This is a genomic window from Occallatibacter sp., from assembly GCF_049582745.1.
Taxonomy (GTDB): Bacteria; Acidobacteriota; Terriglobia; order Terriglobales; family Acidobacteriaceae; genus Telmatobacter.
Genome location: NZ_JBAUUO010000155.1, coordinates 1 through 14321 on the forward strand (window position 1 = coordinate 1; position 14321 = coordinate 14321).

Below are 14321 nucleotides of genomic sequence, written 5' to 3' on the forward strand. Positions count from 1 at the left end.
GCGTTGGCAACAGGGCATTTTCAGACCGCTCAAAAAACGGAAAGAGCCGCCCGGCAACAGGGCAGCTCCTTCCTCAGGGAGAATAGTTCCAACGGAGGCAAAACCATCAGAACTTTCTGGCTGCATAGTAGGTGCGGGGGGGCGGAGTGTCAAGAATAAATCGGAATTGATTTAACTGTATGTATTTACAACAACTTACAGCGAGGCAAATTCCTGCGTTGGCCTCTTTGTCTTCGCCGGACATTCGCCTTTTTAACTATGTTTAGTGCCGCGTTTTTTAGGTGTTTTCTAGGGTTTACGGCCGTTTTTCCACCGACAAAAGGTCCCCATGAACGCTTCGGATACCACCGGTGACACTTGTCACCCTTCAGTTTCAGTCTTCAAGATGCAACCGGATAAATTCAACCTCATAAACCGACGAAACTGGCTTGCCCCTGGCAACCCGCCAGAGCGCTCGACCTCCGCCCAGGAAAAACCCCAGCAGGACCGCCGCGCTGCACCCGACAATCACCAACATCGCCACGCCCATCAGGAACTGGCTGGTCTTCACAACCTCGGATTCCCGGTCCTGCGGCATCTGCGTCAGCTCGGCTGAATAATGCACATGCGCCAGCAACTTGTGGCTCTCATCAGGAACGGCATCGCCGCTCACGAGCGCAACAATCGGCCCGGTGTGCAGCACTTCAAGCGAAGCCTGGTCTGAATCCGCCAAAGGCTTCGGAAATGCCGGCTGCGCTCCGCTGCCTGCCTTGATATACGCGCGAATCTTCTTCTCTTGCGCTTCGGCCAGTTGCGGTGTCGGATAGTCGATCAGGGTCAGAGTTGCCGGCCCGGAAGTGAGCGAATAATTCGCGGTCACCGCTTCCGCATCGAGGTCGAATCTCACCAGTTCCGCCGGCAGCACACCACCGGCCCCTGCATAGCCAGCCGGTCCCTGCGCAAAATGCGTCGTCTGCTTTTCCAGCGAACCCTGCGGCAGGCCGGTCAGAATCGGTGGCGGCAGCGCCCGGTTCCCCTGCGGCGAAGGCAGACCCTTTGCCAGATCCCGCATCTCGGCAGCCGACATCGGCCCCACGTGCGAGAACGTCGCATCCACGACCGTATTGCCCTTCCAGAACAGTACCCGGTTGTTATCCGACGTCCCTCCGGTGCCGATGTCCGCCTTTGGCCAGCCATTCTGCCGATAGAACGAATAGGCGCCGTATGCCCCGCTCACGTCATTGAACGTCAACGCCTTCACGCTCAGCGTCTCGCTGCCACGCTTGTAGTCAGCCACTGCGCCGCCCGTGCAGCCGTACTCTTTCAGAGCTGCCACGTTCGCATTGTCCAGTTGTCCTGGATCGGAAACGGGCTTCGGCTTCTCCGCGGCATCCCAGCCCGCAAATGTCTCCGGCAGCAGGGGCTTCTCTTTCGTTGCGGTGGGCTCGCCAGTCGTCACCATCATTGGCGCGGGCTTCTTCGGCCTTGCCTGCCGCGCCTCCATGCGCAGCCCGGCTCCTGCCAGAATTGCCGCGCCTGCCGCCATCGCCATCCACCGCATCCCGTTGACTCCCAATCTCAGGCTACCACTCGGCCAGATGCGTCCATGCTCGCGCTCAGAACGTCGCCCCAGCGATCTTGAGGCACGTCCACCTCTTCTTTTGACACCGCGAACTCCGCAATTGTTCGTTTGCATCGGTGCTCAAACGATCAGCCATCGGTTGTGCGCCGCTTGATGGGCAGCACCAATCTTTCCGTCTATCCGATACGGTTATTTCTGGCACACACCGGTAGCCGCAATCGGCACCGCGACATCTCCCATCCACAAGCCGCGCATCGAATCACCATCACGGAGGAAATCTTCTGATGTTTCGTCTGTCTTTCTATGTTCTCGGGGTCTCGGCGCTGGTCGCCGCATGGGCCGCGTATCGCAATCAACAGAAGAAGAAGCCAATGCCCGTCACGAAAGCGGCATCCATGCTGCAACAGGCCTGGGCGGACCACCGCACCCGCGCCTGATTCCGCGCCGCGCTCATCCGGCACAGTCTTCTCCAATCGTCCGTTGTTCTGAATGATCGACGATCACACTGCGGGCAGGCCCGCAGGCGCCGATCCCTGCGCCAACGCCGGCGGATACAGCAAGTCTCCCAGCACCTGGTAGCGCCCACCGTAGAACAGCAGCGCATACTCGCGTGTGCCCGTGCTCAGCGGACCGCCGAGGCAAATACTCGCCAGCAGGAAAAACCCAAACGCCACCAGCCCGAAGAACACCTGCAGCATAATCCCGGCAACCGAAGCCGAGCCCGTCGAGTTCGCAAAAGCCGAGTGAATACCCAGTTCCAAACCCGCCACCGCTCCCGCCAGCACCAGCCCCGGAATGAGCAAAATCATAAAGATCGCGATCCCCGCAATCGTCGGCAGAATCAGGCGCAGCAGCGCATATGCAAAAAACTGTCCCTTCTCCGCCTTGATCCGCGCCCACACTGAACTCCATGCTTCGCCCGCCGACGCATCTTCCAGCGCATAATGCGGCAGCATCCAATCGCGCAAAATGATGTCCAGCGCGATTCCCGCCAATACCAGCAGAAAGATAATGGGCAGCAGGGGAAGGATAAGGCCAAGCAGCATCCCGAAATCCGGATGTCCCCCCTGCGGCATGTCATGAATTACGCGCCAGAACCCCGCCACAAATGGAATTGCAATCAGCCCCATCAGCAGCAGGAAGCAGAATCCCACCGCGATATTCAGCCAGAAAAAGCGCGATGCCTGCTCCTTATAAAGCCCCCATCCCGGCCGAATCTTTTTCGTGTTCGTCACCAGGCAGTGAAAGAACGCGAATCGCAGCCGCGTGATCAGGTAGTAGATCGCTGCCGCAATCACGAACACCAACAGCAATGCCGCAACACCCCCGACAATCCATAGTGGCGGGATATCGCTCAGGGAATGGATCATGGGTCCGCCGCCCGACGAAGGGCCATTCCCTCCGCGCGAAGACGACCGCAAATTACTCCCCAGCCCCTCCGTAATCAGGGCGACCAGTCCAAGCTTCAGAAACGTGCCCCACTTGAACGGCCTGAACAGAAGTGCCTTGGTGCGTTCAATAGCAGGAGAAATAGCATCTGCAGCAGAAATGGAGTACATAGACGTGACCTTTCCGAGCGGAACCCAGCCTACCACCGAAAATACGCAAAACCTATCGGGGGAGTTCCATTTGTGCGCCGCCTGCCTGATCCGCAGTTTTCCTAGAACCATCCAATCGCCCCACTCAGGTTCCGGGAGCCAGGCCTTTTCAATGTAGGAGCCTCCATCGAAAAGGCAAGAAGCGTCAGGGCACGACTTTAGTCGCGCCGCAAGGCCGCAGAAGATATTCGGGCTTTAGCCCCTGAAGGGAATTAATTTCCGAGTTGACGGTTACTCAGGCACAACGTTCGGATTTGTAGAACTCTGTGAACTGCCGCAGCACTTCGCTTGAGCAAGTTGGGAGGCAGCATCGCTGTCACATGGCAGTTCCTTGAATCTTTCGGAACGGGAGCGCGATACTACTTGAGGATAGAAATCCGGGGAAATGAAAATGGATCGATGGATATTCTGGCCCGCTTTCGCGTCTTCAGGAATCGGCTTTGCATTCACCGTTGCCTGCGGACTCCCTGGGCTGGTGAGTTTTTGGTTGTTACCCATCTCGCGGCTTGCTTTTGCAGGTGCTTGTATCGTTCTCCTGATAGCGGCCGGGATATTTGGCGCGAAGAAACGCCCGCGTAAAGCCGCTTCTTTTCTACTCGCATTGATAATTCCTGTAGTGCTATGGTCGCCCATCAACTGGGTCGCTGACTGTGCACACCTTGGGCTAACGGTTTGGTTTGGAGCTGGTCAAGCGGGTTCTTCCTCGAAACCCAAAGGAAGCGATTTTGAAGTGTTTGATTGGTCCGTCGGGCTCGCTGGTGGCCCAAACACATTTCTAATCCATGATAGGACTGATCAAATCGCACTACCCATGGCGCAGCACACACAGCCATCGGGATTTGAGCACGGATTTGGGGAAGACTGTGCAGGAAGGGTGCGCCATTTGGTAGGGCACTACTACGTATGCACCGTTTAATCGCGTGACGCCTGGATCGTGGACGATTCGGAAGTTGCTCTTCGCCGCCTCTACCGAACAGAAGTCCCAGCTTGCTGCTCAGCCCACCACGCCTCAAACTTTCCCAGCGCCCGCTCGCACACCATCCGGTGCCGCTCCTTTTTATCCCGCACTTTCTTCCGCACTTCTTCTTCCAGCGGCCCCAGCAGATCAAACGTAATATTTGCCGGTTGAAAGTCCTTCGCATCCGCGTGCGTGATGTAGTACACGAGCGATCCCAGCGCCGTTCCCCGCGGCACAGGCGTTGGTTCCTCGCCCCGCGCCAGAGACGCCGCATAAATCCCCGCCAGCATCCCCGTCGCGATCGATTCCGTGTATCCCTCCACCCCTGAAATCTGTCCTGCAAAGAGAATCCGCGGCGCGCTCTTCAACCGCAGGAATTCATCCAGCAGAACAGGAGCGCAGATATACGTGTTGCGATGAATCTGCCCATAGCGCAAAAACTTCGCATTCTCCAGCCCGGGAATCATCCGCAGCACCCGCGCCTGCTCGCCCCATTTCAAATGATTCTGAAAACCCACCAGGTTGTAACTGTCCGCGCGCACATTCTCTTTGCGCAGCTGCACCACCGCCCACGGCATCCTGCCTGTGCGCGGATCGTTCAGCCCCTTCGGCTTCATCGGCCCGAAGCGCAGCGTATCCCGCCCGCGCGTCGCCAGCACTTCGATTGGCAGACAGCTCTCGAAATATTGAAGCTTCTCCCACTCCTTGCTCTCTGCTTTCTCCGCCGCAATCAAAGCGTCGTAAAACCTGTCGTACTCCTCGCGGTTCATCGGACAATTGATATAGTCCGCCGTGCCCTTGTCGTAGCGCGCAGCGAAGTACACCCGCTCCATATCAATCGACTCCGCATCCACAATAGGCGAAATCGAATCGTAAAAAGCAAGGTGCTCCGACCCGGTAATCCGTGCAATCTCCTGGCTCAATGCGTCCGAAGTCAACGGCCCCGTCGCCACAATCGTAAGCGCATACTCCGCCGAATCGAGACTGGTCACCTCTTCGCGAATCACGCGAATCGCCGGTTCGTTCGCAATCGCCTCCGCAATCCGCCGCGAAAATTCCACGCGATCCACCGCCAGCGCATGTCCCGCCGGCACCGCCGTCTCATCCGCAATCCGCAAAAGAGCCGAGCCCCCACGTCGCATCTCCTTCTTCAGCAGCCACGGCGCCGTGTTTGGCGATTCGCTCTTCAGCGAGTTCGAGCACACCAGTTCGCCAAATTCGATCGTCTGGTGCGCCGGTGTCAGCCGCGGTTTTCCCTCAACCATTGCTCGCATCTCGTAGAGGTCCACCTGGCAACCCAACCGCGCTGCCGTAAGTGCCGCTTCCGGTCCTGCCAGCCCGCCGCCAATCACGCGAATTCTCACTGCGCCGCTTCCTCAATGCCCCCCAGCCGCTTCAGCGCCTCGCCGGTCACGCGCACATTTCGCCACGCATCCAGGAACTCCGCCCCCATCGCACGATAAAAATCGATGGCCGGCGCATTCCAATCCAACACTTCCCAACCCAGCCGCGGGCAGTCCTTCTCCGCCGCAATCGCGGCCACACGTTGTAGCAGCGCTTTGCCAATTCCCAGACCGCGCAACTCCGGAAGCACAAACAGGTCCTCCAGATACACACCTGCCCGTCCCAGCCACGTTGAATAGCTGAAAAAACACAGCGCAAACCCTGCTGGCTTGCCGTCGTGCTCCGCGATCAGGCACCAGTAGTAAGGGTTCGGCCCGAAACCATCGCGCAGCAGATCCGCCTCCGTCGCGGTCACGGCATCCGGCTCGCGCTCATATTTGGCCAATGCGCGAATAAACTCAAGAATCTGCGGCACATCCTCCGCCACCGCCGGTCGAATCGTGGTTGCCATGTCGGTATTGTAGGGTGTGACGCAGGCCACAAAAGCATTCCGCCGACCCAAACTACCATCAGCGTGCAGCCTTAACGCATGCATTCGGGTCGGTATACGGGATGGTTGCCTCGTCCGGCCTTGTGCTGAAGCATCCGTTGGATTTACCTTTGGTCGTGCCAAGCAGAGTACTTGCTTGCTGTAGCAACTGCTCGCCCTGCATTTCCCGGTTATTGACGCGCCCGGTGATCTTCTAGAATCACGTCGAGGTTCCCGACGCAGTCCGGCGAGTCACCGCAAGCGCATCTAACCGGAGTAGGTAAAGATTCGTTGATGTTGGAGTGATACGAAAATTTTTCGATCGAGCATGCGGGCTCGTTTAACCGCCCAAGCTCCCAAGGAGAAGAACATGAAACGCACGATTTCGATCTGGATCGGATTGCTGGCTTTGGCCGCCTTGCCCGCACTTGCCCAGACTCCCGCGCCCGCCAATGTTGCACCAACCGGGAAGATTCATGGTCATGTCACCAATCCCACTGGCGCATCTCAGGCGAACGGCACCGTATCCCTCAACAAGGAAACCAAAGAAGTGGCTTCCTTCCCCGTTGACGCCAACGGTGAATACAGCGGCTCCGCACCTCCGGGCACCTACACGCTCATCTATCGCACTCCCGGCCTGACCCCGGATAAGGAAACCGACAAAATCGACAACATCAAAATCGTTGTCGGAGAGGACACAGTCGCGGACGATGACATGTCGCGCAAGGAGTACATCGACACGCTCCCCGAAGAAACCCGCAAGCAACTCGCTGAAATGAAGACGCACAATGCTGAGGCAATGAAGGCAAACGCCGTCATCAAGGTTCTCAACTCCGATCTCAAAACCGCGATGGCAGACATTCACGATGCCGACGGAGCTAAAGCCGCCGCCGCTCAGCAGCTCGGTGCCTCCGCGTCCAAGGCCGACGTCGAGACCAAAGAGAACCAGATCAAGAGCGAGAAGTACACCGACGTCGTAACCCTCATGACCAAGGACACAGGACTCCGGCCCACCGAATCAGTCCTCTGGGCATACCTGGGCCAGGGTCAGTTGGGTCTTAAAAAGTACGACGATGCCGAAACCGCGTTCAAGAAAGCCCTCGAACTCGATGCCGCCTCTAAAAAGCCTCGCCCCGAAATTCAGGGTCTGGCCGAATCCGGTCTCGGTGAAATCTACGCCCGCACCGCCAAAGTAGCCGACGCGGCGGCGGCCTATGATGCCGCCGTCAAAATAGATCCCACCAAGGCCGGCTTCTACTACAAGAACGAAGCCGTCATCTACTCACAGATGGGCAACAGCGACGCCCAGGCCGCAGCCGCCGACAAAGCCATCGCCGCCAATCCCAACGACCCGCTGCCCTACTATCTCAAGGGTCAGGCCCTCGTCGCCAAGGCCACCGTCGATCCCAAGACCCAGCGCATCGTTCTGCCTGAAGGTTGCGGCGAAGCCTACCAGAAGTATCTGGAACTCGATCCCAACGGCCCCTACTCCACCGACGTCAAGGGCATCCTCGACCAAGCGGGCCAAAAGATCAACTCCAGCTACAAGGCCACCAAGAAAAAATAAGCATTTCAGAACTACGCCTACCCAGGGGCGCTCCCGATTCCACGGGCGCGCCCTTCTTCTTTCCCTGTGCGATGCCTTCCGCTCGCGCGGCTGCAGTATATTTGCTCCACAGGTTTCACTTCTTCCAGAACATCCTTGAGGTCACTATGGGACGCAACCTGAAACTCGCCGCCGTTTTGCTTGCTTGCCTTGTCTTCTCTCTGCCGGCGCATGCTCAACCGCGACCCCAGGACACCGCAACCATCGCTCACCGCAATGCCATCGAGCAGCAGCTTGAATCCGTCGCTATCATCGAGCGCAGAGTCATGGTGCCCATGCGCGATGGCAAGCGCATGCAGGCCGACATCTACCGTCCCAAGGATGAATCCAAAAAATATCCGATTATCTTTTCCCGCACCCCCTACAACTTTAACTATTGGGACATTGCGCTCGGCGCCCCGCGCGACATGTCCGCCGCGCTCGACGCCGTCGGGCACGGATACGCCTACGTTGAGATGAACGAGCGCGGCCGCTACTTTTCCGAAGGCGACTACGACATCCTCGGCGTTCCTCTCACCGACTCCGACGACGAATTCGACTGGATGACTGCGCTCCCCTGGTCCACCGGCAAAGTCGGCCTCATTGGCTGCTCCTCCACTGCGGAGTGGCAGCTCAACGTCGCCTCACGCGGTAAAAAGGCGCTCACCACCATCATTCCCGAAAGCTTCGGCGCCGGCGTTGGCCGTGTCGGTCCCTACTACGAGCAGGGCAACTGGTTCCGCGGCGGAGCCGTGCAAATGCTCTTCGCCACCTGGCTCTACGACGCCGGCCTTCAAACCAACGACGCCAAGCCCAACTTCCCGCCAGGCACTTCGCAGCAGGCTCTCATCGATGCCGCGAAATGGTGGGACCTCGGGGCGCATCCTCCGAAAGTCGATTGGGCGAAGGCCCTCGCACACCTGCCCGAAAAAGATATCCTCGCCGCCATCGCCGCGCCTCACGGCATCTACGCCGACACAACTCCCTCAGGCCAGCCCGGCATGATCGAGCGCACACCCAACGATCCCACCTGGTACAAGGGCGGATTGTGGAATGACTCCATGCACATCAACGTCCCCGGCCTCTGGATGATGACCTGGTACGACGTCAGCGTCGCGCCTAATCTCGCCGCTTACAACTTCGTCCGCTCCACCGCCAGCCCCGAAGTCGCCAACGAACAGTACGCCATCATCGCTCCCGTTCCGCATTGCAGCTACAAGCGCGCCGCCGAACACACCATCGTAGGCGAACGCGATCTCGGCGACGCACGTCTCGACTACGACGCCCTCACCTTCGGCTGGTTCGATCACTTCCTGAAAGGCGAAGACAACGGCCTTCTTGAAAAAACGCCCAAGGTACGCTATTACACCATGGGCCTCAACAAGTGGCAGTCCTCTGACACCTGGCCCCCGAAGGAATCCAAGCCCGTCACGTTCTATCTAACTTCAACCGGCCACGCCAACTCACTGGCCGGCGATGGTGCACTGGTCACAACTCCTCAGCCCAAAGATGCTGCCGACAAATTTCTCTACGATCCGATGAATCCCGTGCCCACGCGCGGCGGCGGATTCTGCTGCATGGGCGCGGACTTCAAGCCCGGCGCTGTCGATCAGCGTCCTCTCGAAGCACGCGACGACGTCCTCGTCTACTCCACCGGCCCGCTCGCTGAAGGTATGGAAGTGACCGGCCCCGTCGAAGTCACGCTCTACGTCTCGAGCGACGCCAAGGACACTGACTTCACCGTCAAGCTCATTGATGTCCTTCCCAACGGCACCGCTTACAACATCGACGAAAACATCCAGCGCGCCCGCTACCGCGAAGGTTACGACAAACCGCCCGTGTGGATGGAAAAGGACAAAGTCTACAAAATCGCCTTCCAACCCATGCAGACCAGCAACTACTTCGCGTCGGGCGAGGAACTTCGCATCGAGATCAGCAGCAGCAACTTCCCCCGCTACGACCGCAACCTAAACACCGGCGGCAACAACTACGACGAAGTCAAAGCGGTCGTAGCCCATAACCAGGTCCACCACTCCACCCAATACCCCTCCACCATCACCCTCAGCGTAGTGAAGCATTGAAAGTCTTGTTTGCTCGCCGGTTCTCAATCAGCCCACGAACCTGGGTGCCCCACTCATGACGCAGTTTCATCGCGTCATGAGTGGGACAGCACGATCCCGTGCACCGCACCGACAAACTACAATTCCCTCCATGGGCATCGACCTCCCCAGCTACGAACAAGCCGCCGCAATCGTAGCCGCCCAAGCCCAAAGAATCCGCCAGCAACTCCCCCGCACCGAGCGCATCGCTCTCGCCCACGCCGCTGGCCGCATTCTCGCCGCACCCATCAAGGCGGATGACGATCAACCACCATTCGACCGCTCCACCCGCGACGGTTACGCATGCCGCGCCGCCGACGCCTCTGCGTATATCACTCTCCCCGTTGCCGGTGCCACCCACGCAGGCGAAGCACCCGCCGGTCCGCTTCCGCCCGCGTCAGCCTGGGAAATCATGACCGGCGCGCCCGTCCCCGCTGGCGCCGACTGTGTCGTCATGCTCGAACACGTCGAAAAATCCGCCAACACGATCAGCTTGGTCCCTCCACGCACCATCAACTCCGGCGAAAACATAGTCGCCAAAGGCGCGCAAGCCTGCCGCGGCGACGAACAACTCCCCGCCGGCACGCGACTCTCCCCCGCTCAGATCGCCCTCGCCGCTTCCTGCGGATACGCGCACCTCGACGTCTACGTCCGTCCCCGCGTCGCCATACTCACCACCGGCGACGAACTTGTTCCCATCGAAGCCATTCCGGGGCCCGGCAAAATTCGCAACTCCAACGCGCCCATGCTCGCCGCCCTTGTCCAGGATGGAGGCGCAGAACCAGTCAACCTCCCCACCGCCGCCGATACTGCTGAAGCCCTCGACGCCGCACTCGCGCAAGCTCTCGAAGCCGACATGCTCCTCATCTCCGGCGGAGTCTCCGCGGGAAAATTCGATCTCGTCGAACCTGCCCTCGCCCGCCTCGGCGCACAGTTTCACTTCACCGGAGTTCGTATCCAGCCCGGCAAACCCCTCGTCTTCGGGCAAATCCCGCGAAGCGGAGGATCGCCGACCGCACAGGTCTTCGGCCTTCCCGGTAACCCTATTTCCTCCGCCGCCACCTTCCACCTCTTCGCCGCGCCCATCATCGCCGCCCTCGCCGGCAGTCGCGAATCCCATCCCCGCTTCGTCCTCGCCCACCTCTCCCGCGACACTGACCGCAAAACCAAGCCCGGCCTCACCCGCTTCCTCCCCGCTTTATGCGAATTCTCGTCCTCTGTCAACGAACTCCCGCAGGTCGCACTCGTCCCCTGGCAAGGCTCCGGCGACCTCACCGCCTTCGCGCGATCCAACTGCCTCCTCGTCATCCCTGAAGACGCAGGCTTCCTTACGGCCGGCTCAACCGTCCGCATCCTGCTACATTAAGAATCCAGAATGCCGAAGCAGCCCAATCCGAAACTGTCCCACTACGACGCCGCAGGCAACGCCCGCATGGTCGATGTCACCGCCAAGCAGGCCACTCGACGTACCGCCACCGCCTCCGCATTCGTCGAACTCTCGGCCGCTGTCCTCGCCGCGCTGCCCGCCAATCCCAAGGGCAATCCCCTCGAGGTCGCGCGTTTCGCCGGCATCCAGGCCGCCAAGCGCACATCGGAGCTCATCCCCATGTGCCATCCGCTGCCCCTCACCCACGTAGACATTGAGGCTACGATCGTCGCAGGAGGCGTCCAAATCCGCGCCACCGCCGCCACCACCGGCCCAACAGGCGTCGAAATGGAAGCCCTCACCGCAGCCTCCATCGCCGCCCTCACCGTCTACGACATGACCAAGGCCCTCGACAAATCCATCGTCATCCGCAACATTCAGCTCGAACAAAAATCCGGCGGCAAATCCGGCGACTACAAACGCAAAAAATGAAGCGCTTCTCGTCACGAACGCCGAGCCGAACTAAGAACTACGAACTAGGAACTTCACTCCGTCCGCAGCGCCCGCGCTGGATCAACCGTTGCCGCGCGCCGCGCCGGAATAAACCCCGCCAGCGCCGCCACCACGCAAATAATCACGATCCCCGCTCCATACACCGCGGGATCAGCAACCGACACGCCAAATAGCTCGCTGCGCACGGTTCGCGTTGCCAGCATCGCCAGTGGAATCGTAACCGCGACAGCGCCCCCGGCCAGCATTAGCACTTCACGCAGGATCAGTCCCACCACCGTCGTGCGCCGCGCGCCCAGCGCCATGCGAATTCCAATCTCCCGTGTCCGCTGCGCCGTCGAATACGCGAGAATTCCATATAATCCGATCCCCGCCAGCAGCGTTGCCAGCACGCCGAACACCGAGGCCAGCATCGCAATCGCCCGGTCCGCCGTGAGATTCACATCGATCGTTTCCTGCATGGTCTGAAGATTGCTGACAATCAGCTTGGGATCAATCTCAGCAATCGCCGCGCGTATGCTCGCAGCCGCAGCGTCGGGCGGCTGCCATGTCCGCACATAAAAGGTAAGCCCTGTCTGCCGCGTCGCCTGCGAGAAGAGCGTGTAGCACGTAGCGACCACAGGATCGCGCACGCTCGAATGCTTCACATCGCGCACCACTCCCACAATCGATGCATCGGTGCCGGGCTTCTTTGGTCTCGCCACCATGTGCCCCAGCGCCTGCTGTGCTCCGCCAAAATAGTGCTTTGCAAAGCTCTCGTTCACCACCGCCACCCGCTGCGAGGTCGCCGTGTCGCTCGTGTTGAAATACCGCCCCGCCACCAGCGGCACTCCCAGCGTTTGCAGATATCCATTGCTCACCCACGGCAACTCCACATCGAATTCCTCGTCAGGTTTGCCCGCGTACCCCGCCGGAACCATATCCCCCTGCACATCGTCCCCGATCAAATCCGCGTCGTTGGTCGCTCCCGCTCCACGCACTCCCGGCAGCGCAGAGATTGCGTCCAGCGCCCGCTGTTCCACCGGTGCGACCTGGTTGCCCGGATATCCCGCCAGCGTCGGATCCAGTTGAAATGCCAGCAGATGATCCGTTGCAAACCCCGTCTCCACATGACGAAGATTGCTGATCGTCTTCACAAACATGCCCGCCGCCACAATCAGCAGCAAACTGAATCCAATCTGCAGCGCGACGCACGAGCGCCGAAACTTCAGCGATCCGCCGCCGCTCGTTCCCGACCGTTGCTGCATCACCGCCGCCAGTCTCGGATTCCGAAACTGCAAAGCCGGTGCAAGGCTGAACAGCAAACTTGAAAGCGTTGTGACCACGAAAGTCCAGCCCAGGACGTGCCAGTTCAGCACTGCCGCAAAGGGCAACGCGTCCGGCGAATTGGCCGACAACCGATGGATCAGCAGCCGCAGCGCCTCTGGCGCAATCGCCAGCCCCAGTGCCGCTCCTGCCAGACCAAGCATCATTCCTTCCGCCAGCAGTTGCCGCATAACCTGTCGACTGGTCGCACCAAGTGCATAGCGAACCGAAATCTCCTGCGTACGCGCCGCTGCCCGCACCAGCAGCAGGCTCGCCACATTCACCACCGCCATGCCGATCACCAGCATCACCATCGCAAGAATGATCGTCAGTGGCGCCTGCACGTCGCCCCGCATCGGACTGAAGCCTTTCGCACCCGCCTCCAAATGCAGGTACGAAGCCCCAACAAAGTCCTGTCGCGCTTTCGCAGATTGGTCGGTAAGGTCCTTGAACTCTTCGGCCCTCAGCGCACGAAAAAGCGGATTGATCGAAGCCTCCGCCTCTGAGCGTGTGACGCCTGGCTTCAGTCGGCCCGCTAGGTCTATCCAGTAATCCTTGCGATCGGCCAGAGACGTCCACTCCGGCGTCAGCACCTGCTCCATCGAGAGCGGAACATACACAGCCGGCGTGTGTCCCCACACCATGCTATGAAATCCAGGTGCAGCGACGCCGGTAATCGTGAATGGTGTTCCGTTGACAAGCAGTGTCTTGCCGACGACTGGCGCTTCCGCCAGGTGAGACTTCCAGTAGTTGAAGCTCAGCACTGCAACCGGATTCGCTCCCGGAGCCGTTTCATCGCCAGATCCGAACACCCGCCCCACCGCCGGCGGCACGCCCAGCGTCTCAAAATAATTTCCGCTCACCAACTCTGCCGAAACAGACTCCGCGTGGTTGTTCCACGTCACACCCAGCGTCAGCGACGACTCGGCGATCAACCCGCTCAGCACGGTATTGCGCTCGCGCAGATCCTTGTACATCGGATACGAGAATTCATGAAAGTGGCCCAGCGTGTCTCCGCCCTCGGAGTGCAGATGCCCGTGAACTGACCCCTTAAAGTTCAGCACGATGAGTTCGTTCGGACTGCGAACGGGCAGCGATTGTAGAAGCGCCTGGTCGAAAAGGCTGAAGATGGTTGCGTTCGTTCCGATCGCCAGTCCCAGCGTCAACACCGCCATCGCTGTAAATCCAGGATTCCTCCACAATCCCCGCAGACCAAACCGCAGATCGCGTCCCAGCGACTCCAGAAAATACGACGGCCTCTCCGCACGGCACTCTTCGCGCGCACGTTCTCTACTTCCAAACGCAATCATCGCCGACCGTCTCGCTTCAGCCGCCGGCATCCCCGCCGCCAGGTTCGCTTCCACCTCGCGCTCCAGGTGAAACCGAAGCTCCTCATCCACGTCTACACGCTTCTTGCCGGTAACAAAAAAGCGAATCCGCGACCACCATTCACTCAGCATGGTTTC

10 protein-coding genes are annotated in these 14321 nt (G+C 59.7%); 5 read left to right on the forward strand and 5 right to left on the reverse strand.

Going from position 1 to position 14321, the window contains the following annotated elements; all coding sequences use genetic code 11:
- Positions 1 to 373: 373 nt before the first annotated feature.
- On the reverse strand, positions 374 to 1540 hold the full coding sequence (locus WCA10_RS22255; protein ID WP_472824730.1) for a DUF6599 family protein: 1167 nt from the start codon (positions 1538 to 1540) through the stop codon (positions 374 to 376).
- A gap of 305 nt (positions 1541 to 1845) precedes the next feature.
- Here WCA10_RS22255 and WCA10_RS22260 point away from each other — a divergent pair, with 305 nt between their 5' ends.
- Positions 1846 to 1998, forward strand: a complete 153-nt coding sequence (locus WCA10_RS22260) for a hypothetical protein (RefSeq protein WP_472824731.1) — start codon at positions 1846 to 1848, stop codon at positions 1996 to 1998.
- Between the two features lie 63 nt (positions 1999 to 2061).
- On the opposite strand, the gene WCA10_RS22265 is transcribed toward WCA10_RS22260, so the two are convergent.
- From WCA10_RS22265 to WCA10_RS22275, 3 genes are all read right to left on the reverse strand, one after another.
- Positions 2062 to 3120 (reverse strand): DUF7544 domain-containing protein, encoded by a 1059-nt coding sequence (locus WCA10_RS22265; protein ID WP_472824732.1) that lies wholly within the window; start codon positions 3118 to 3120, stop codon positions 2062 to 2064.
- 1005 nt (positions 3121 to 4125) lie between these two features.
- Complete coding sequence (trmFO, locus tag WCA10_RS22270; protein WP_472824733.1) at positions 4126 to 5481, reverse strand: methylenetetrahydrofolate--tRNA-(uracil(54)-C(5))-methyltransferase (FADH(2)-oxidizing) TrmFO; 1356 nt, start codon at positions 5479 to 5481, stop codon at positions 4126 to 4128.
- Positions 5478 to 6002 (reverse strand): GNAT family N-acetyltransferase, encoded by a 525-nt coding sequence (locus WCA10_RS22275; RefSeq protein ID WP_472824734.1) that lies wholly within the window; start codon positions 6000 to 6002, stop codon positions 5478 to 5480. The genes trmFO and WCA10_RS22275 overlap by 4 nt, the downstream gene beginning before the upstream one ends.
- A 358-nt stretch (positions 6003 to 6360) precedes the next feature.
- Between WCA10_RS22275 and WCA10_RS22280 the strand changes: the two genes are divergently transcribed.
- From WCA10_RS22280 to moaC, 4 genes are all read left to right on the forward strand, one after another.
- Complete coding sequence (locus WCA10_RS22280) at positions 6361 to 7557, forward strand: carboxypeptidase regulatory-like domain-containing protein (RefSeq protein WP_472824735.1); 1197 nt, start codon at positions 6361 to 6363, stop codon at positions 7555 to 7557.
- 146 nt (positions 7558 to 7703) lie between these two features.
- Positions 7704 to 9656 (forward strand): CocE/NonD family hydrolase, encoded by a 1953-nt coding sequence (locus WCA10_RS22285; RefSeq protein WP_472824736.1) that lies wholly within the window; start codon positions 7704 to 7706, stop codon positions 9654 to 9656.
- Positions 9657 to 9786: 130 nt separating this feature from the next.
- Entirely contained in the window at positions 9787 to 11040 is a 1254-nt protein-coding gene (locus WCA10_RS22290; RefSeq protein WP_472824737.1) for a molybdopterin molybdotransferase MoeA, read from the forward strand.
- Between the two features lie 9 nt (positions 11041 to 11049).
- A complete protein-coding gene (moaC, locus tag WCA10_RS22295; protein WP_472824738.1) occupies positions 11050 to 11532 on the forward strand; it encodes a cyclic pyranopterin monophosphate synthase MoaC in 483 nt (160 codons plus the stop codon).
- A gap of 53 nt (positions 11533 to 11585) precedes the next feature.
- Here moaC and WCA10_RS22300 read toward each other — a convergent pair whose 3' ends face one another.
- A complete protein-coding gene (locus WCA10_RS22300) occupies positions 11586 to 14315 on the reverse strand; it encodes an ADOP family duplicated permease (RefSeq protein WP_472824739.1) in 2730 nt (909 codons plus the stop codon).
- Positions 14316 to 14321: the final 6 nt, after the last annotated feature.

Coding starts and splice junctions, on each gene's coding strand:
- moaC (WP_472824738.1), top strand. CDS start 11,050: ATGCCGAAGCAGCCCAATCCGAAACTGTCCCACTACGACGCCGCAGGC.
- WCA10_RS22285 (WP_472824736.1), top strand. CDS start 7,704: ATGGGACGCAACCTGAAACTCGCCGCCGTTTTGCTTGCTTGCCTTGTC.
- WCA10_RS22290 (WP_472824737.1), top strand. CDS start 9,787: ATGGGCATCGACCTCCCCAGCTACGAACAAGCCGCCGCAATCGTAGCC.
- WCA10_RS22260 (WP_472824731.1), top strand. CDS start 1,846: ATGTTTCGTCTGTCTTTCTATGTTCTCGGGGTCTCGGCGCTGGTCGCC.
- WCA10_RS22255 (WP_472824730.1), bottom strand. CDS start 1,540: ATGCGGTGGATGGCGATGGCGGCAGGCGCGGCAATTCTGGCAGGAGCC.
- WCA10_RS22265 (WP_472824732.1), bottom strand. CDS start 3,120: ATGTACTCCATTTCTGCTGCAGATGCTATTTCTCCTGCTATTGAACGC.
- WCA10_RS22300 (WP_472824739.1), bottom strand. CDS start 14,315: ATGCTGAGTGAATGGTGGTCGCGGATTCGCTTTTTTGTTACCGGCAAG.
- WCA10_RS22280 (WP_472824735.1), top strand. CDS start 6,361: ATGAAACGCACGATTTCGATCTGGATCGGATTGCTGGCTTTGGCCGCC.